Origin of the sequence: Lachnoanaerobaculum sp. Marseille-Q4761 (assembly GCF_017565785.1) — a bacterium.
In the GTDB taxonomy this organism is placed as follows: domain Bacteria; phylum Bacillota; class Clostridia; order Lachnospirales; family Lachnospiraceae; genus Lachnoanaerobaculum.
Window position 1 is genome coordinate 441049 of sequence record NZ_JAGEKB010000003.1, and the last position, 18517, is coordinate 459565.

Consider the following 18517-nt stretch of genomic DNA (forward strand, 5'->3'; position numbering starts at 1 on the left):
ACTTCTCCATATCCTAAATATTTTTATCTAAATTTATAGCATTTAGACTGATTTTTAATAGTTCTTCCACTTCATCCTGTGGTATAAGGAGTCTGTCGGAAAGCTCCTTGGCAGTAGCTTCTCTACCGTATTCATTTGCCAAAGCACTTGATATTTCCATCAACTCGTTAAGCCTGTTTGTAAGCTCGTTTGAATCATGCTTTGCTCTGTTTTGTTCATCTATTATCTCATTTAGTCGCTTTTCAACAGCCTGTCTTATTTGAGCTTTTAAATCTCCGGACTTATACTCCGTTACCGCCATAGTAAGTGCCAAATGACTCTCACTTATTAAATCCATTACTTCCTGGCCGCATCCCATAAACGGCTGTACAAGCTCTGCAGCATACATCATATGCGCTTCTATAAGCCTGTTTTTGGCATTATTATCACCTGTACACAAAGCTTTAAGCAAATCATCTTTTTTTGCCTCATCAAGCGGCTTTATATTTTTCATATCCTCAAGATACATCTCAAGAATTGTTTTATCCTTCACTGTCTGCTCCCATCTGTACCAATGTAATATTTATTTTCTTAAACATATCCTTTACATATAAATCAAAGGTATGCATTATATCTCTTTCAAGTAAAAATGACTTAGGCGAAAATGAACTGATAAGATTCAATCCTTTATCGGCATATCTTATATTCAGATACATATCCGCATCTATATCCTTTGTTGTATTATCCGCAATCCATTTTTTTGTAAACTCTTTTGAAAATTTTAATATGAGTTTGAAAGCTGTAGGCGGCTTTTTCCCCTTTATTATTTCAAAACAAATATTTCTTATTTCGCTCCAGCTACAAAAATCTCTGTTTTGTTCCTCATCAAAATAAGACTTATTCAGATTACCCTTTATATCAAATTTTACAAAGGTGGTAAACTCCGCCTCCACAACACTGAATTTATCAAATAAATCAGTCATAAAAAGTTTTTTGGTGAATTCCTTCACATCTAAAATCTCAAAGGCCTCCATTTTCTTCCTCCGACCAAAGTGTAAAGAAATCTCTTCCTAAAAGAGTAACATCAGGAGCTTTACAAACCTTTTCAAATTCATTTTCATTTATATCTATTGGATTTTCCCTTGCATAATTATTATATAAATTTAAAAGATAAGCCGATTCTCTTTCTTCTTTTATTCTTTTTTTATTTCTTCTTGTGGCATCTTCATTATAGCCCTTTACACATTTATAAAGCATATACTTACCCTTATCTGTGACAATCGGGCTTATACCGCCGTCAACCAAAACACTTAAAGCATTCTTTACATCATCGGATTCATTGTTTATAGCTATACTTCTTGAAATTTCGTCACTTTCCGAAAACTGATTTGCAAGTTTTACACAGTTTTCACCATTGTTAAGTCTTTCCAAAAGTGTTGTTGCAAGCTCATAGTCTGAAACTTCAATCACATGAAAATCCATTATTCTGGCTTCACTCTCACTTACCTCTTTGACATTTTTTTCTATCAGATTTTTCTTTGTCTTATTTACCAAAAAATAATCTAAAAATACGGTATCACAATCCTCCCTGCTAAGTTCCGGGAAGTCTTGTGTATTTTCCACATTTTCATCATAAAATATTTTTGAGAGCTTCAATGCTTTATTTTTTTCCTGCTCTGATAAGGTGATTTTATAATTTCCCGCCACCTTCTTTAATACTACCAATTCCTTATAATAATTTTTCAAATCATTATAAAAATTATCTCTGTAGGTAAGATTTCTCTCTCTGTCAACATAGCTGTCCCATATTGCATCTGTGTATGTATCTGTTACAATCTGAATCTCCGATACCGCAGGAATAAGCATCTGGCTGTAATTATAGCCTAAACTGTTTTCTGTAAGATTGATTTTTATATTTTCACTGATACTGTTAGTCTTTATTCCACAACCGTAAAGACAAATAGCCATTATAAAGCCAAACAAAAATTTTCTTTTCAACTTAGTCTCCTAAAGCAGATAATTTAATATTTTTAAAACACCTGCATTTTCATTACTGTCTGCCATAAATCTTGCAGCTTCCTTTGCTATGGGAGCTGCATTTCCCACTGCAAAAGAATAATATGCCGCTTTAAACATTTCAACATCATTATCCTGATCTCCAAAAACCATTGTTTCATTTTCGCTTATATCAAATGCTTCCTGAAGTTTTCTTAAAGCATTTCCCTTACTCACACCCTTTGCCGTACAATCAAGCCACATTTTTCCGGCATAATTTACCAAGAGCTTATCACAATATTTAGCTATAATATGATCCGCCTTTCCATATACACTTTCGGAATATGCTGAAATTTTTATTATATTTTTTATCTTGGTAAGATCCTCCACAAGTTCTATTCTTCCTCTGTATCCGCCCCTGATCCAGTCTATTAAAAACTCATTATTCTCTTCGATATAGTAAGAATTCTCATCCGCCACCATAGCAATCAATTCGCTGTCTTTTCTTATATCTAAAATCAGATCCTTTGCTGTTATTTCATCCATTTTATTTATAAAAAGACTTCTGCCGTTGATCCCTATATAGGCTCCATTATCCGAAATATAAAAAATCTTATTCTTTACCTCTTCAAAAACATTTTCTATACTTACCCACTGTCTGCCCGATGCGACAGCAAAATGTATCCCCTTATCATGGAGAGCCTTTATAGCCTCTACAACTCTTTTATCAAGCTTGCCCTCACCGTCACCTACCAAGGTTCCGTCCACATCCGAAGCAATAAGTTTTATCATTTTTAGTATATACCTCCAATTATAAATGCTATAACTATACCCAGTATTGCACCCATAAATACCTGTAACGGTGTATGTCCGACAAATTCCTTTAATCTTTCTTCAAAATGTTCAAAATTGTCTTCAAATATATTGTTCTCCAAAATCATATTAAGGAGCTTTGCCTGCTTTCCGGTTTCTCTTCTGACACCCATGGCATCATACATAACCACCAATGCCAAAATAAAGCTGACCGCAAACTCAAATCCCGAAAAGCCGTATTTTAATGCACTTGAAGTAGCCAATGCACAAACCGTGGCGGAATGTGAACTTGGCATACCCCCGCTTCCCCAAAGTCTGTCCGGTGAAAAAGATTTATTATACCATATATCTATAAGTGTTTTTAAAAGCTGTGCAACCAACCATCCGAGAGCCGCACTGATGAGCACCTGATTTGAAACTATCTCATCTAAAATACTCATACAGCTCCCTCCCCTGTTCTGGTGATCTTTTTCATATTTTTAATAATTTCATTTATTGAAACCGACTTATCAGCCATAGTCAGCACCCATCCCTCCGGTGAAAGCGGAGGGAGAGGGGTTAAAGGAAACATATGTGTTTTTATCATACCGGCTTCCATATTTGTTATATTAAAATATTTTTTAGCATTTTTTGCCGCCTTAAAAGGATGTGTCAATCCATGCAAAAATGCTCCGGTCTCCTTAACCGGTCTATGCCAGTCATAGAGGTAAAAATCATGTAGAAGTGCCGCTCTGGCAGCAGATTTATAATTTAAATTAAGTTTCTTACATACCGAATATGTAGTATATGAAACAGCAATACTGTGCTCCATCGTAGATGTTGAACCATGCTGAACAAACTCATCGGTTTTTTTGAAAATATCGCTGCACAGTATGTCTTTAACACATTCCATATACTCTATATCTTTTAAATATTCTTTCATCCTATCAACCAATCATACAGAGCCTGATATTCAAGTGCGGACTGTCCCCATGAGAAATCCACCGCCATTGCCCTGTCAATCATTTTATTCCATTCTCTTTTTTTATCATAATAAATATGCTTTGCAAAATTTATCCTGTCAAGCATCTCATGTGCATTATAATTTGCAAATGAAAATCCTGTACCCTTTGACTCAAACTCATTATAGCTTTCCACCGTATCGCAAAGACCGCCCGTTTCACGAACTATCGGAATAGTTCCGTATCTGAGCGACATAAGCTGACTGAGACCGCATGGCTCAAAAAGCGAAGGCATAAGGAATGCATCCGCTGCCGCATATATCTTATGTGACATCTCCTCGGAATAATAAATATTTGCCGAAACTCTGTCAGGATACTTCCATGCATAATGCCTGAAGAGATTTTCATATCTGTCATCTCCGGTTCCAAGTACCACAAGCTGTACATTTTCCTCACAGATCTGCTCCATCATATATTCAACCAAATCAAATCCCTTTTGGTCTGTAAGTCTTGAAACCACCGCCAACATAAATTTATTATCATCCACAGTGATTCCAAGCTCATTTTGCAATGCTCTTTTATTTTTAATTTTTTCTTTTCTGAAGTTTTTTGCATTGTAATTTGCATAAATAAGCTTATCCGTCTCCGGATTAAACTCATTATAATCTATACCGTTTACAATACCTCTAAGATCATTTTGTCTTGCTCTTAAAAGTCCGTCAAGCCCCTCTCCGTAGAAAGGATTTTGTATCTCTTTCGCATAGGTTTTTGACACTGTTGTTATAGCATCGGCATATACAAGACCTCCCTTTAAAAGATTACCGTCCTTAAATGCCTCCAGCTTATCCGGAGCAAAGTAATAATCGCTCAGTCCTGAAAAATACTGTATTGTCTTCATATCCCATGTTCCCTGGAACTTAAGATTATGTATCGTAAATACTGACTTTATTCCCTTGAAAAAATCACCGCCCGCAAATCTGTCCTTTAAATAAACAGGCACAAGTCCTGTCTGCCAGTCATGACAGTGAATAAGATCAGGTCTGAAGTCCACAAGCGGCAGGGCACAAAGTGCAGCCTGTGAAAAGAAGATAAACTTTTCTATATCATAAAGCCAATCCCCATAGGGTTTTGGTCCTCCAAAATACTCTTCATTGTCTATAAAATAAAAAATCACACCGTCTATTTCTTTTTTCAGTACACCGACATACTTACTTGTACCGGCATAATCTATATAAAAATCACCTATATATTCCAGTGAGTTTCTTATTTCTTCTTTCATACACATATATTTGGGCAAAATAACTCTGGCATCAAAATATCTTTTATCCAGATATTTCGGTAAGGAACCTACAACATCCGCCAAACCTCCTGTTTTTATAAAAGGCACTGCTTCCGATGCAACAAATAATATCTTTTTCATAGCTGTTTCCTCCTCATCTTCTTGAGTCCGCTTCCTGTATCATTTCCCTTGCTGTTTTTAAAACAACCTCAGTCAAATTGTTTCCGCCTATCAATCTGGCTATCTCTCTTATTTTACCATCCTTATCCAGTAAATCAATATTTGTTTGAGTAGTCTTCCCGTCAGTTGATTTTGATATAAACAGATTTTGATCAGCCATCACCGCTATCTGCGGTAAATGAGAAATACATAAAACCTGATGTCCCTTTGAGATATTACTTAACTTCTCTCCTACCTTTACCGCCGTCTTCCCGCTTATACCGCTGTCTATCTCATCAAATATAAGAGTCTGAATATCGTCATTATTTGCAAAAACACTCTTTAATGCCAACATTATTCTGGATAATTCACCACCGCTTGCCACCATCTGCAAAGATTTTAGCGGCTGACCGGGATTGGTGCTTATCAAAAATTCCACCGCATCATATCCGTCCCTTGAGATTTTATCCTTCCTTGTAAATTTTATTTCAAATTCCACACCGAGAAAGTTTAAATCCTCAAGTTCTTCTTTTATCCTCTTTGTCAGAGTAATTGCCACATTTTTTCGTATTTCACTGATTTTTGTACATTCCTTTAATATACTTTCTTCAAGCCTTGATGCACTCTCCTTTAATATACGAACTTCACCTTCAAAATCTTTTAAAAACTCAAGTCTTTTTTCTTTTTCTTTTAAAAGTTCTCCGATTTTTTTATAATCATTTGAGTATTTGGATTTTATATGCCTTATCGTATCAAGCCTTTCTATAACCCTGTCATACTCCTTCTCATTGTATTCAAGACTGTCAAGATATCTGTTGGTATAATGTATGGTTTCAGATATCAAATCCTCTATTGTATTAAGATTTGATGATATGGTCTCAATTTCTTCATCCAAAGCTGCAATCTCCGATACTTCCCTGATATTGTTTCCGATACTTTCATTTTCAAGGTCTTCAAGCATATTTGAAAGTACATCATTGATTTTTGAAATATTCTTACTCTTTTTAAATATCTGCTCCAGCTCTTCTTCTTCATTTATTTTTATATCGGCAGTCTTTATTTCGGATATTTCAAAGTTTAATATATCAATCTCTCTTTTCCTAAGCCTCTCATCACTGCCGCCCTGTATTTTTTGATTGATTGTTTTTAATTCACCATAATTTTTTGATAAACTCTTTTTAAGTGTGATAAGTTCCTCAGGGCAAAAAGAATCAAGTAAAACAAGATTATTGCCCGCACTAAGAAGTGATTGATGCTCATGTTGACCATGAATATCAATCAGGGTATCCGTAATTTCTCTAAGTTTTGCTAAAGTTACGGTTTCATCATTGATTCTGCATACACTTCTTGAATTACTTATTTTCCTTGTGATTATAAGTAAATCGTCCTCAAATGAAATATCCAGATTTTTTAATTTTTCTTTTCTCTTTTCATCCAGTGTAAAAATAAGTTCTACAAAACCCTCATTTTCACCGGTTCTTATAATATCCTTGCTTGCCTTTGCTCCAAGTGCCAGATTTATTGAATCAATCAAGATGGATTTACCTGCACCTGTTTCACCGCTTAGTACACTAAGTCCTTCTTTAAAGTAAATATCCGCCTTTTTTATAAGTGCAAGATTTTTTATATGTAATTCTATCAGCATAATTCTCCTTTTAGGTACTACCCTGATATACTAATGTCTATTCGTTTTTATAAACAAGTTTCCTTATTCTCTCCATAACTACTACGGTATCATCTGTGCTTCTTATAGCTGCCATGATTGTATCATCTCCCGCAATACAGCCCACTATCTCACTCATCTGCATGGAATCAAGTGCCGCAGCTACAGCCATAGCCATACCCGATACAGTCTTTAATACCAAAATATTCTGTGCCATATCCATTGATACAAAGGCTTCTCTTAATATTCTTACATATTTTTCAGAGATACCGTCCTGCTTGGGCATCAGAGAATATTTCTGTCTTCCGTCTCCCAGTATCACCTTTGAGAGTTTCAAATCTCTGATATCTCTTGAAACTGTAGCCTGAGTTACCACAAATCCGCTCTCCTCGAGCTTTTGTGCAAGTTCTTCCTGTGTTTCGATATCAAATGCATTGATAAGTTCCACAATTTTTGAATGTCTTTTTGTTTTCATATCAAATCCTATTCATTTTATTTCTGATATTGTCAAGGAAACTTCCCTTTTTTAATTTTATCAATCCGGCAAATATTTCCGACTCCCTCAGTTCAATAACATCCCCGTTTTTCAGGCTTACACTGTCATCTCCATCCACAACCAGCTCTCTTGTCGCCTTAAGATTGTCATTAAATGAAATCCTTATCACCTTTGAAGATGAAAGTACTATACTTCTCTGACTCAGTGCATGAGAGCAGATAGCTGTAATCAGCATCATTCTTGAACTTGGCTCTATGATGGGACCTCCGGCGCTCAAATTATATGCTGTTGAGCCTGTAGGCGTTGCTACAATTATACCATCAGATGAATATTCATTCAAGAAATCCCCGTCAATATAAACATTGCATCTTATAGTTTTTAACATTTCTCTTCTTGTAATTACGGCTTCATTAAGGGCATTTAAGCTGTGCAGCTCTTTTCCTTCTCTTATAACTGTTGCGGTTATCATCATTCTTTTCTCTATGAAGTATTTATCATCTATAAGAATATCCACCATATATTTAAAATCTTTTGCACTGCTGATACTTGTAAGATAACCCATATGTCCCATATTTATACCGATTAGCGGAATACCAAGATGTGATATATCCCTTGCCGCTCTTATAAGAGTACCGTCTCCTCCAAGAGTTATTACACAGTCCACTTTCGGAAATTTGTTTATATCTATATATCCATAAGATTTATAGCATACTCCTCCCCTGTCATTTATCTCTTTTTCCAAACTTAAAAGTGCTTTTTTTATTCCGTCCTTTTCACTGTTTCCGACAAGAAAAAAAGTTTTCATTTATCCTCCGTTAATATCGCTCTTATAAACTTTCATGCGCTGTATTTACTATAGCGCTAATATCTATATCCTTATTATTTTCTCCGTTCTTTACAAGATGATACAGATATTCAATATTTCCTTCCGGACCTTTCACCGGAGAAAACTCCAGCTCCTCTATGGAAAAATTATTTGCCCTTGCGTATTCAAAGCAGTTTTCAATCACCTCGATATGTGTGGATTTTTCTCTTACCACACCTTTTTTGCCCACCTTTTCTCTTCCGGCTTCAAACTGCGGCTTAATAAGCGCCACTATTTCTCCGTTTTCTTTTAAAAGATTGTAAGCGGCGGGCAAAACCTTTGATAGGGATATAAATGACACATCTATACTTGCAAAATCAATTTGCTCGCCTATATCCTCAGGCTTTACATATCTTATATTGGTCTTTTCCATGACTGTTACTCTTTCATCATTTCTAAGTTTCCATGCAAGCTGTCCATGCCCCACATCCACCGCATAGACCTTTATTGCTCCGTTTTGCAACATACAATCGGTGAATCCTCCGCTGGATGCCCCTATATCCATACAGATTTTATTCTCCACACTTACATCAAAGCATTCCATAGCCTTTTCAAGCTTTAATCCTCCACGACTCACATACTTTAATGTATTTCCACGCACTTCTATATTTACATTTTCGGAAAATGTCTGTCCGGCTTTATCTTCCTTTTGACCGTCCACATATACTATACCGGACATTATTACAGCCTTAGCCTTTTCTCTACTTTCGGCAAGTCCACGCTTTACCAAAAGTATATCCAATCTATCTTTCATTTTTTATCTTCTCATATTTGTCCAAAACTTTTTTTAATATGGAATCTGAATCTATCTCAAGCTTTTCTCTTAAAAGACTCACATCTCCATGCTCCACATATCCGTCAGGCAATGCAATATTAAGTACTTTTACATCGCTATGATTTTCATGAATATATGCTTTTATTTTTTCACCCATGGAGCCGTTTAACACATTCTCCTCCATAGTAACGATAAATCCATGCTTTTCACATAATCTATCCACCAAATCAAAATCTATAGGCTTAAAAAATCTGGCATTGGCAATAGATACATTTATTCCCTTCGCCTTTAATTTCTCCCTCAGATTTTTAGCGGTGCTTACCATGCTTCCGATAGCAAGAAGAGCTATGTCTCTTTCTTCAAACAGCATTTCGCCCTTTCCAAACTCTATTTTGCTCTCAAACTCCTCCAAACAGTCATAGGCTATTCCTCTTGGGTATCTTATAGCAATCGGTCCGTCAAAATTTATGGCAAATTCAAGGCAGACTTCCAACTCTTTGCCGTTTTTTGGTGCAAGCAAGGTCATATTCGGTATACATGTAAGGAAGGAAACATCAAATATTCCCTGATGAGTCTCCCCGTCCGCTCCTACAAGACCTGCTCTGTCTATTGCAAATACCACATGAAGATTTTGTAAACAGACATCATGCACTATCTGGTCAAATCCCCTCTGTAAAAATGATGAATAAACACATACCACAGGGGTAAGCCCCGCAGCGGAAAGTCCTGCCGCAGATGTGATGGCATGCTGCTCTGCAATGCCCACATCAAAAAATCTCTTCGGAAACTTATCTCTAAATTCTAAAAGACCGCATCCCTCCGGCATGGCGGCTGTGAGAGCCACTATATTTTTATTCTCCGCCGCAAGCTCCACTATTTTTTTTGAAAAAATATCGGTATATGTCGGCTTTTTACTTCCGGACTTTGCATCTCCGCTTGCAATATCAAATGCTCCTATTCCATGGAAGTTTTCAGGATGATTTTCAGCCGGAGAATATCCCTTGCCTTTTTTTGTAAGTATATGTACAAGTACAGGTCCTTCAACCTTTTTTGCCTCATCAAATACCTTTAAAAGTGCAAATATATTATGTCCGTCCACAGGTCCAAGATATGTTACTCCCATATTTTCAAACAGCATACCGGGAATTAAAATCTGCTTTATACCGTTTTTGGTCTGTCTGATACTGTCTATCATAGGTTTGCCCATATATGGCAATTTCTCCAAAGAACTTACAACGGCTTTTTTCAGATTATTATAGCTGTCCGCTGTTCTTATATTATTAAGATAGTCATTCATACCGCCCACATTTTTGGAGATGGACATTTCATTATCATTAAGCACCATTATAAAATTCTTTTTTATTCTTGCAGCATTGTTTAAAGCCTCATATGCCATGCCTCCTGTAAGCGCACCGTCACCTATTACTGAAATTATTCTGTAATTTTCTCCCCTTATATCTCTTCCAAATGCCATCCCAAGACCTGCCGAAAGGCTTGTGGATGAATGTCCGGTATTAAAAACATCAAACTTTGACTCACTGGTTTTTGGAAATCCCGCCATACCTCCAAACTTTCTAAGATTATCAAATGCATTTTTTCTTCCGCTTAGAATCTTATGTGTATATGACTGATGTCCCACATCCCAGATTATTTTATCCTTGGGTAAATCAAAGGATATATGCATAGCCATGGTGAGCTCCACGACTCCCAGATTACTTGCCAAATGTCCACCGGTTATACTTATTTTTTTTATAAGAAAATCTCTTATTTCCCTCGCTAAAATTTCCAGTTCTTTTTTCTTTAATTTTTTTATATCACTTGGTTTTTCAATTTTTTCAAGTATCATATTTGTTTTTATGAAGTTCTATTTACCATCATATCAATGATTTCAAAAATAGAGTCCATATCTCCTCTTACTTCCTTCAAGCATTTCTTGGCATCACTGCTGAGTGTTTCCACCCTTTTTAAGCTTTCATTGATACCGACTATATTTACATATGTTGTTTTTTCATTCTTTTCATCAGAATGTGTAGGCTTTCCAAGTTCCTTCTCATCCGCCACTATATCCAGATAATCATCTCTTATCTGAAAAGCTTCTCCTATATAACTTCCCGCCTTTTTGAGCAATCGGGTTTCTTTATCATTTGCACCTGCAAGTATTCCTCCTATAACAAATGAAGCCTGTAATAATGCACCTGTTTTTAGTTCATAGGTATATCTTAATACATCTTCACTCATTCTCTTACCGCAATACTCCACATCCACGCATTGACCTCCAATCATTCCTAGCGCTCCTGTGGCATTTGCCAAAGTATATAATGCTTTTGACATTCTCTTTAGTATATTTATATCGTCCACATCCTGCATCTTTTTTGATATTATCTCAAATGCCTGAACGCAGAGCATATCACCTGCAAGTATTGCCATATCCTCTCCATAACTTACCCATGTGGTAGGCTTTCCTCTTCTGAGTCTGTCATTGTCCATAGCGGGCAAATCATCATGAATAAGCGAAAAGGTATGTATCATTTCTATTGCAGCCAAAAAAGGGGCTATTATTTCTTCACGGTATTCTTCACCCGCAACCGCCCTGTAAATCTCAAACATTATAAGCGGTCTGAGTCTTTTTCCTCCGTTTTTTATGGCTTCATTTGATGCTGTTATAACTTTTTTATTCAATCCGTCCTCAGCATAAAAAAAGGATTCTATTATACTGTCGATTTTTTTTATCTTTTCTTTATTCATCATCCGCTCCCGATAATATTTCCATCTGTCTTTCTACATGGGAAATACCTTCGCTTGCCTGTTTTACAAGCTTTATTCCCTCTTCGTATAGTACAAAAGCCTCTTCCAATGTGGTATTCGGCTCCTCAAGTTTTGCTATAACGCTTTCGATGCTTGCCAGATTCTCTTCTATTCCCGGCTTTTTTTCCTGTTTTTTCGGCATATTTCTCCCCTTATTATAAAACCTTTGCCCTTAGCTTTCCATCAGAAAAAAATATATTTATTTCCTCATCAGGCTTTAAGGTTTTTGCACTTAATACCTTCTTATTGTTCTCATCACTTATATATGCATATCCGCCCGATAATCTTTTTAAAGGCGAAGAACTCTCAAGCCTTTTAGCCAGATTTTCAAGTGATATCTTTTTGTTTTCCAAAGTATTCCTAAAGCTATTTTGCAATATTTTTGAAAAGTTTTCCAGTCTTTGTTTTTGCTCTCTAAGTCTTATCTGCGGGCTTAATGTATTTAATCTTATAAGCAGCATATCCAGATCTCTTTTGGCATAATCTATTTTTCTCTCCACAGATTCGCTCAATTTCCTTTTGTAATAATCCAAAGTATACATATAATCATCATATATAAAATTGGCTATTTCAGCAGCCGCACTTGGTGTAGGGGCTCTTAAATCAGCCACAAAATCAGCTATTGTAAAATCCGTCTCATGCCCGACTGCACTTATTATAGGGGTTTTTGCATTAAAAATAGTATTTGCAAGTTCCTCATCATTAAAACAATACAGATCTTCTATGGAGCCTCCGCCTCTTCCCACTATTAAAACATCAAGATTCATTTTATCCAGCTTTTTTATAGCTGAAATAATGCTTTTTGGCGCCATCTCTCCCTGTACAAGGCATGGGGCAAGAACTATCCTGACATAGGGATTTCTTCTGTAACTTACATTTTGTATATCATTTATTACCGCTCCCGTTTGTGCTGTCGCCACTCCGATACTTTGAACAAATCTCGGTATTTCTCTTTTATAGCTTTGATCAAACATACCCATATCTTCAAGTTTTTCTTTTAACTGAAGATACTTTTCATATAAATCACCCTTGCCCGCTTCCTCTATTTTACTCGCATACAGCTGGTACTTTCCTTCTTTTTCATAGCAGGAAATATTGCCGGTAACAATAACCTTTTGCCCTCTTTTCATATCAAAAGAGAGACCTCCTCTCTGACTGGCAAACATCACCGCAGATAAGGTCCCTCCTTCATCCTTTATGGTAAAATATATATGATTTGAGTTTGCATAGGTGCAATTACTTACTTCTCCCTCTACTGATATCTTATTTAGCACAAAGTCCTGCATAAACATATTTTTTATATATGCATTTACTTTGGACACAGAATAAACCATATCACATTACTCCTCTATGCCGACCTTTGACAATATGGCATTTACAAATGAATAAGACTCATCTCTGCCATATGCTTTTGCCAGTTCTACAGCCTCATTTATAGCTACACTTACAGGTATATCATCATCATATTTCATCTCAGCTATAGCAAGCCTTAGAATATTTCTTTCCACTCTTCCTATTCTTTCAAGCTTCCAACCCTGTGAGAGTTCGCTGATTATTTTATCTATTTCGGATTTATTATCCATTACCAGCATTGCTTTTGACTTTATATATTCTATATCTACATCACTGAAATTTGCATCATGAATCAGTTCATCATCTTCATCCTCTAAAGACGGCGATTCAAAATAATTATCTGTTTGAACTTTGATTTCTTCATCAGCATAAAAATCCAAGCCGAATAATATTTTAAAACAATGTTCCCTTAGCAAATGCCTTGTCATATAATCCTCCATATTGTTTACATATAATCACATAATTATAGCTTATAGAAGGTCTAAAAGCAAGAAGTACGCCCCCTTTATTAAAGGCGAACTCTAAATAGCTGCATCTGTATATTTACCTTATACGGTATAACATATATAATAGGCACATAAATATTTTAAGGAGTGTGTATGTTTAGAGAATTAAACTTTTACTCTATGATACTTCGCATTATACTGTCTTTATTCATAGGAGGAATACTGGGATTTGACCGTGAAAGGAAAAACAGACCTGCCGGTTTTAGAACCTATATTTTGGTTTGCCTCGGTTCCACAATTGTTATGATGACAAACCAATATGTGTATCAAATGTTTGACAGCGGAGATCCTACAAGGCTTGGGGCACAGGTTGTAAGCGGTGTGGGATTTTTGGGTGCCGGAACAATAATCCTTACAGGGCGCAACCAGGTAAAAGGAATTACCACAGCAGCCGGTATATGGGCAGCAGCCTGTTGCGGTCTGACTATAGGTATAGGATTTTATGAATGTGCAATAGCAGGCGGTATAGCCATATTTGCCGTTATGGCATTACTGCAAAAACTTGAGGGACTTTTGCGAAAAAACTCCACCACTGTTGAGTTATACTTAGAATATGATAATAAAATGCCCTTCAGTGATTTTTTAAATCATATAAGGCAAAATGATCTGGATATAGTTTCACTTGAATTTTCAAAAAATTTTATAGTACCCGATAATTACGGTGCTGTCACATTAACAATAAGCGGTAAAACAAAGGACAGCCATGATATTATATTAAATCTTGTTAAAAATGCCCCGGAAATCATATTTTTTATGGAATTGTATTGATATATTTTTCAAAATTAAGAAATACTTAAAAGATTCCTGTATTTTCTCAAAATATGTATTGAAATGATATTTTTAAATAGATATAATACATATTAGAGTATATTTGTTTTGGAGGATTATGAGAAGTATTGTACCATTTTTATTTCTATCAGTTTTTATTGGTAGTAGTTTTTTAGTAACCGGATGTAGTAACAATCAGTCTTCATCTATTGAAAATAGTTTTACCGCTGCCGACAACGCAGGAAAGACCGGCTTTATCAGAGAATTGCGCAGTTCTACGGATATCGGTGATGTATATAGCGGTTCCGGCATTGATTTACAAAATGGTTTTGATGTGGATTCCATTCAGAAAAAAATGACCGAGCTTGCACTTGCAAATTCAGGTGTTGATTCTGAGGATAAACTGGAGAAACATCTCATAGTGACTCCAACCGATATGGATGTGCAACTGTCACTTAATCCTTCTATTGAAGCCATATTTTTGGAGGGCGGTATATATACAAATGTCAGCCAGATTGCTGTCTGGACATCTGAAAATACCGAGGTTGCAGATGTTGTACAGGGTGTAATAAGCCCAAAAAAAGCAGGTGAAACCAATATTTCAGTATCATATATGGATATAAATAAATCCGTTCATGTAACTGTTGTAGAAAAGACCAATTGGGAGGAAAAGGACGGCACCTGGTATTATTCCGATGCCAATGGCAGAAAAACAACAGGCTGGAAAGTAATAGACGGTTCCTGGTATTATCTTAGCAATAACGGCTCCATGCTTACCGGATGGCAAAAAATAAAGGATGATTATTATTATCTTCATTCCACCGGAACAATGGCACAGGGAGAATGGGTGCAGGATAAGGATAATGGCAAATGGTATTATTTTAATTATGACGGTAAGATGTCCAAGCACAAATGGATAAAGGATGATACCAATACATACTATGTTCATTCCGACGGCTCAATGGCAACCAATGAATGGGTACCTAAGGGTGAGGATGAATGGTATTATTTGCTTTTGGACGGTAAGATGGCAAGAGACCGCTCCATTGATATAATGGGAGTAAGTTATCAGTTTGATAAAGAAGGCAAATGCCTGAATCCTGACGGAAATTAAATAAATTAAATACATAAAAGCGAAGCATTAGATATGAAGCTTCGCTTTTATGTATTTTCATTGAATATCAAGTTCTTTTACGTATAAGTCAAAAAAACTATTGTCTTTTAAATTTAGAATATCTCTATTTCTTTTTCAACTCAATTTGTGGCACAATCTCGAAATATATCTTTAAGGATTACTGTAATCGAGGTAAACTTGGCCTTCTACAATCGAAAATGTTATTTTATCATTGCAGCTTTTTATTGCAATATCGCTAAACTTCTTTTCAATCTCTTTTTTATCCATTTTTATCATCATATGTATTTCCGTATCATCCCAAAATCTTTTTATTTCAGACAAAACATTACTAAGATAATTATCTCTTTCACCAATGCTGAGTATATCTTTATTTTTAATGTAGTAAGAAAGTTGATAAGAACCGCTACACCATGTAGATGATTCATTTTCAGAGTAATATCCTTTTCTTGGAAGCTCTACATTCAGTATTGGATTTTGTATATGTTCAGATGTGTACAAACTCTTTACCAATTCAGCATTTTCTGTGCCTGATGCCCATACAGTAAGTTCAATAAAGTTTTTTTCCTCTTTGGATAAAGGAATTTTATAATCTTCACGAGTATAGTCCATGGCTATTCGTTCGAACCGATTATAATTTTCATTAGCCCATTCCATCAGATTTCTATTAAAATCTGAAACAGACATTGTTTTATAATTGGGTGTTTTAAGGGCAAGTAACGATTGATAGTCTTCTCTTGTAGCATTCGGATATTGTCCTTCTTCATATTCTTCTACCGGAGCTTCTATAGTATTATCTGCTTTTAAACCTGATAATGGGTGATAGCTATAGTTCAAATCAACCTTCAATACATCACTATTATATTGATTTTTAATACTTTCAATTTTTGAACTTATATATTTATTCATAGATACTTCATCTTGAAGCTCTTCCAAAGTTTTATCATTTATAATAACATCTAATTCATCTTTAATACTCAAGCGCGTTTTGTCATACTGTCCAACGGTAATCAATTGGGGATTTTTAATAGTCATAATAAAAGAATACTCCAATAAAGCATTATCTGAAGCTTCCTTATAATTTGTTTGGACATACCCTCCAAATTCTTTTTCTTGCCATCTTTCAGAAGTAAGAGGTTCCAGTATATTGAATAAGTAGGAAGCAATAGCATTTCTGTCTTTTTGTTTATACAAAGCATCATCATTTAAAATACGATCCAATAAATTTCTATATTCCACAGTATCTGTAATTTCCCATACTTTATTTTGATAATCTGAAATGCTCATATTTTCATATCCGTCTAACTTTAAAGCTGTTATTTGTTCAAATTCTTCTGCTGATAGATTAGATACGATAAATTGTGTCTTTTCTTTGTCTGATACCTCAGATGTAGCAAATGCCATAGTCACACCTAAGCCCAGAAGTACTGCAAGTAACAATGAGAAAATTGTCATTTTTTTCATTTTCATAATTGCACCTATTCTTTCTTCAATCGCATTTCTGCTAAAACTATTGTAAATAGAAATAAATTCCGACTTTTGTATTTCCATATCTATCAAAATATGAGCATAAGATTTTTTGTTTTTTTCTCCCATTATCTTAATAACTGTTTCATCACATACCAGCTCAATATCTCTGTTAAGTAGTAAAAACATAATCCAAACCATTGGATTAAACCAATGAATACTTAATGCCAGTATCATCAACATTTTTGTTAAAACATCGAAATGACAAATATGGATGTATTCATGTGTCAAGATGTAGTTCATACTATTTGTGTCATCAAAATTCAAATTTTTCGGCAATAAGATAACAGGTTTTAATATTCCATAACTTAGTGGTGAGAGAATTTGGTCAGAACTACGGATAGAAAGAATCCTTTTCAAAGGGTGTTTTTCTTCCCACGCTCTGATAAAATCTGTTTCAATCGGCAGAGAATTTTTAAATTTCTTTATTCCTCTACGGTATGCGATTATAAAATATATAGAACACAATAAAAACCCTACCATCCATAATACTATCCACAATGAAATAGTTACATTATGGAATCCTTGAATATCAACCTCGTTTCCAATGTCCCCACTAAGCATATCTGAAGTATCTAAAAATATTGGCAATTCATTTATTGATTCAGATAAATATGATGCCTTACTCTGCGGTATTATGGAGTGTATACTGAAAATAGATGCAATGGAAATTGGAACAAGCAGTCTAAATAAAACAATCCCCCATAAAAACATAAAAATTTTTTTTGGCAATTTATTTATGGATATGGCACGTACTAAAGTAATGATGGCTATCAAAATTGTTGCAGAAATACTCATTTGTATTAGTGTCATTCTTCCCACCTCACTCTATATTTTCTATAAGATTTCTTAGTTTCGTAATCTGTTTTTCCGAAAGCTGTTTATTTCCAATTAATGCAGCAAACATTTTATCAATAGATCCATCAAACATCTTGTCAATAAATTCCTTAGTTTCTTCTATCTGTACTTTTTCTTTTCGAATAACAGCATGACACATAAAGTTTGGTTCATAACGTTCAATTGCACCCTTATTGATACATCTCTTTATTAAAGTATATGTTGTATTCATATTCCAACCAATCTCTTCTTTCAGTACATTTGAGATATGTTTGGCAGTACAGTCTCCTTCTTTCCATAGAACATTCATCACTTTAAGCTCCGAATCAAATAATTTTACAATCATTTTTATATTCCTCCTTACAAAAGACTGGTGTAGTTTTAACTATATACTACTACAGTCTTTTGTATGAGTCAATACTACTGCAGTAGTTTTATTTTCACTTTATTTACTTTCTCTACCAATATTCCCTTTACACCCATTTTTAAAGTAATATTACTTCAATGAATAGCTCAGAGTTTATCTATGAATACTATTTTCCTATAGCTTTTCAAAATTAACTTCTTTTGTAAAATTTTTCAATAAAAAAGAATTAAGCAAAACACTTTTCACTCAAACAGTGA

20 protein-coding genes are annotated in these 18517 nt (G+C 35.1%); 2 read left to right on the top strand and 18 right to left on the bottom strand.

Annotated features, from left to right (window positions below):
* Positions 1-13: 13 nt before the first annotated feature.
* From J4O15_RS13215 to nusB, 16 genes are read right to left on the bottom strand one after another with little or no spacing between them, the layout of a single operon-like run.
* Positions 14-532, bottom strand: coding sequence for a sigma-70 domain-containing protein (locus tag J4O15_RS13215; RefSeq protein ID WP_208101087.1), 519 nt, complete (start codon positions 530-532; stop codon positions 14-16).
* Positions 522-1013, bottom strand: a complete 492-nt coding sequence (locus J4O15_RS13220; protein WP_208101088.1) for a DUF5721 family protein — start codon at positions 1011-1013, stop codon at positions 522-524. Before J4O15_RS13220 ends, J4O15_RS13215 begins: the two co-directional genes overlap by 11 nt.
* Positions 1000-1977, bottom strand: coding sequence for a hypothetical protein (locus J4O15_RS13225; RefSeq protein ID WP_208101089.1), 978 nt, complete (start codon positions 1975-1977; stop codon positions 1000-1002). The genes J4O15_RS13220 and J4O15_RS13225 overlap by 14 nt, the downstream gene beginning before the upstream one ends.
* 9 nt (positions 1978-1986) lie before the next feature.
* Positions 1987-2766, bottom strand: coding sequence for an HAD family hydrolase (locus J4O15_RS13230; protein WP_208101090.1), 780 nt, complete (start codon positions 2764-2766; stop codon positions 1987-1989).
* A 2-nt stretch (positions 2767-2768) separates the two neighbouring features.
* Positions 2769-3227, bottom strand: coding sequence for a divergent PAP2 family protein (locus J4O15_RS13235; RefSeq protein ID WP_009219084.1), 459 nt, complete (start codon positions 3225-3227; stop codon positions 2769-2771).
* Positions 3224-3709: an HD domain-containing protein gene (locus J4O15_RS13240; RefSeq protein ID WP_208101310.1), complete on the bottom strand. Its 486-nt coding sequence runs from the start codon at positions 3707-3709 to the stop codon at positions 3224-3226. Before J4O15_RS13240 ends, J4O15_RS13235 begins: the two co-directional genes overlap by 4 nt.
* Complete coding sequence (gene glgA, locus J4O15_RS13245; protein ID WP_208101091.1) at positions 3706-5148, bottom strand: glycogen synthase GlgA; 1443 nt, start codon at positions 5146-5148, stop codon at positions 3706-3708. Before glgA ends, J4O15_RS13240 begins: the two co-directional genes overlap by 4 nt.
* A gap of 13 nt (positions 5149-5161) precedes the next feature.
* Positions 5162-6811: a DNA repair protein RecN gene (gene recN / locus J4O15_RS13250; RefSeq protein ID WP_208101092.1), complete on the bottom strand. Its 1650-nt coding sequence runs from the start codon at positions 6809-6811 to the stop codon at positions 5162-5164.
* A gap of 37 nt (positions 6812-6848) precedes the next feature.
* Positions 6849-7304 carry an arginine repressor gene (gene argR / locus J4O15_RS13255; protein WP_009219088.1) on the bottom strand — a complete coding sequence of 152 codons (456 nt, stop codon included), beginning with the start codon at positions 7302-7304 and terminating at the stop codon, positions 6849-6851.
* A 1-nt stretch (position 7305) separates the two neighbouring features.
* Positions 7306-8130 (bottom strand): NAD(+)/NADH kinase, encoded by an 825-nt coding sequence (locus tag J4O15_RS13260; RefSeq protein ID WP_009219089.1) that lies wholly within the window; start codon positions 8128-8130, stop codon positions 7306-7308.
* 22 nt (positions 8131-8152) lie between these two features.
* On the bottom strand, positions 8153-8944 hold the full coding sequence (locus J4O15_RS13265) for a TlyA family RNA methyltransferase (protein ID WP_208101093.1): 792 nt from the start codon (positions 8942-8944) through the stop codon (positions 8153-8155).
* Positions 8934-10811, bottom strand: a complete 1878-nt coding sequence (gene dxs, locus J4O15_RS13270) for a 1-deoxy-D-xylulose-5-phosphate synthase (RefSeq protein WP_208101094.1) — start codon at positions 10809-10811, stop codon at positions 8934-8936. The genes J4O15_RS13265 and dxs overlap by 11 nt, the downstream gene beginning before the upstream one ends.
* An 8-nt stretch (positions 10812-10819) precedes the next feature.
* Positions 10820-11710: a polyprenyl synthetase family protein gene (locus tag J4O15_RS13275; RefSeq protein ID WP_009219092.1), complete on the bottom strand. Its 891-nt coding sequence runs from the start codon at positions 11708-11710 to the stop codon at positions 10820-10822.
* A complete protein-coding gene (xseB, locus tag J4O15_RS13280) occupies positions 11703-11912 on the bottom strand; it encodes an exodeoxyribonuclease VII small subunit (RefSeq protein ID WP_208101095.1) in 210 nt (69 codons plus the stop codon). The genes J4O15_RS13275 and xseB overlap by 8 nt, the downstream gene beginning before the upstream one ends.
* 13 nt (positions 11913-11925) lie before the next feature.
* Entirely contained in the window at positions 11926-13104 is a 1179-nt protein-coding gene (gene xseA / locus J4O15_RS13285) for an exodeoxyribonuclease VII large subunit (RefSeq protein ID WP_208101096.1), read from the bottom strand.
* Positions 13105-13110: 6 nt separating this feature from the next.
* Complete coding sequence (gene nusB / locus J4O15_RS13290; protein ID WP_208101097.1) at positions 13111-13551, bottom strand: transcription antitermination factor NusB; 441 nt, start codon at positions 13549-13551, stop codon at positions 13111-13113.
* Between the two features lie 171 nt (positions 13552-13722).
* On the opposite strand from nusB, the gene J4O15_RS13295 reads away from it, so the two are divergent.
* Together J4O15_RS13295 and J4O15_RS13300 are read left to right on the top strand one after the other, a co-directional pair.
* The gene (locus J4O15_RS13295; RefSeq protein ID WP_208101098.1) at positions 13723-14397 is read left to right on the top strand and encodes an MgtC/SapB family protein; all 675 of its coding nucleotides are present in this window, start codon (positions 13723-13725) and stop codon (positions 14395-14397) included.
* A 118-nt stretch (positions 14398-14515) separates the two neighbouring features.
* Positions 14516-15511, top strand: coding sequence for an N-acetylmuramoyl-L-alanine amidase family protein (locus J4O15_RS13300; protein WP_208101099.1), 996 nt, complete (start codon positions 14516-14518; stop codon positions 15509-15511).
* A 171-nt stretch (positions 15512-15682) separates the two neighbouring features.
* On the opposite strand, the gene J4O15_RS13305 is transcribed toward J4O15_RS13300, so the two are convergent.
* Positions 15683-17869: a M56 family metallopeptidase gene (locus J4O15_RS13305; RefSeq protein ID WP_208101100.1), complete on the bottom strand. Its 2187-nt coding sequence runs from the start codon at positions 17867-17869 to the stop codon at positions 15683-15685.
* 10 nt (positions 17870-17879) lie between these two features.
* Complete coding sequence (locus J4O15_RS13310; protein ID WP_208101101.1) at positions 17880-18239, bottom strand: BlaI/MecI/CopY family transcriptional regulator; 360 nt, start codon at positions 18237-18239, stop codon at positions 17880-17882.
* Between the last annotated feature and the right edge of the window lie 278 nt (positions 18240-18517).

Excerpts from the sequence above, each read along its gene's own strand:
- J4O15_RS13220 (WP_208101088.1), bottom strand. The coding sequence starts at position 1,013 with ATGGAGGCCTTTGAGATTTTAGATGTGAAGGAATTCACCAAAAAACTT.
- J4O15_RS13230 (WP_208101090.1), bottom strand. The coding sequence starts at position 2,766 with ATGATAAAACTTATTGCTTCGGATGTGGACGGAACCTTGGTAGGTGAC.
- J4O15_RS13235 (WP_009219084.1), bottom strand. The coding sequence starts at position 3,227 with ATGAGTATTTTAGATGAGATAGTTTCAAATCAGGTGCTCATCAGTGCG.
- J4O15_RS13240 (WP_208101310.1), bottom strand. The coding sequence starts at position 3,709 with ATGAAAGAATATTTAAAAGATATAGAGTATATGGAATGTGTTAAAGAC.
- glgA (WP_208101091.1), bottom strand. The coding sequence starts at position 5,148 with ATGAAAAAGATATTATTTGTTGCATCGGAAGCAGTGCCTTTTATAAAA.
- recN (WP_208101092.1), bottom strand. The coding sequence starts at position 6,811 with ATGCTGATAGAATTACATATAAAAAATCTTGCACTTATAAAAAAGGCG.
- argR (WP_009219088.1), bottom strand. The coding sequence starts at position 7,304 with ATGAAAACAAAAAGACATTCAAAAATTGTGGAACTTATCAATGCATTT.
- J4O15_RS13260 (WP_009219089.1), bottom strand. The coding sequence starts at position 8,130 with ATGAAAACTTTTTTTCTTGTCGGAAACAGTGAAAAGGACGGAATAAAA.
- J4O15_RS13265 (WP_208101093.1), bottom strand. The coding sequence starts at position 8,944 with ATGAAAGATAGATTGGATATACTTTTGGTAAAGCGTGGACTTGCCGAA.
- dxs (WP_208101094.1), bottom strand. The coding sequence starts at position 10,811 with ATGATACTTGAAAAAATTGAAAAACCAAGTGATATAAAAAAATTAAAG.
- J4O15_RS13275 (WP_009219092.1), bottom strand. The coding sequence starts at position 11,710 with ATGAATAAAGAAAAGATAAAAAAAATCGACAGTATAATAGAATCCTTT.
- xseB (WP_208101095.1), bottom strand. The coding sequence starts at position 11,912 with ATGCCGAAAAAACAGGAAAAAAAGCCGGGAATAGAAGAGAATCTGGCA.
- xseA (WP_208101096.1), bottom strand. The coding sequence starts at position 13,104 with ATGGTTTATTCTGTGTCCAAAGTAAATGCATATATAAAAAATATGTTT.
- nusB (WP_208101097.1), bottom strand. The coding sequence starts at position 13,551 with ATGACAAGGCATTTGCTAAGGGAACATTGTTTTAAAATATTATTCGGC.
- J4O15_RS13295 (WP_208101098.1), top strand. The coding sequence starts at position 13,723 with ATGTTTAGAGAATTAAACTTTTACTCTATGATACTTCGCATTATACTG.
- J4O15_RS13300 (WP_208101099.1), top strand. The coding sequence starts at position 14,516 with ATGAGAAGTATTGTACCATTTTTATTTCTATCAGTTTTTATTGGTAGT.
- J4O15_RS13305 (WP_208101100.1), bottom strand. The coding sequence starts at position 17,869 with ATGACACTAATACAAATGAGTATTTCTGCAACAATTTTGATAGCCATC.
- J4O15_RS13310 (WP_208101101.1), bottom strand. The coding sequence starts at position 18,239 with ATGATTGTAAAATTATTTGATTCGGAGCTTAAAGTGATGAATGTTCTA.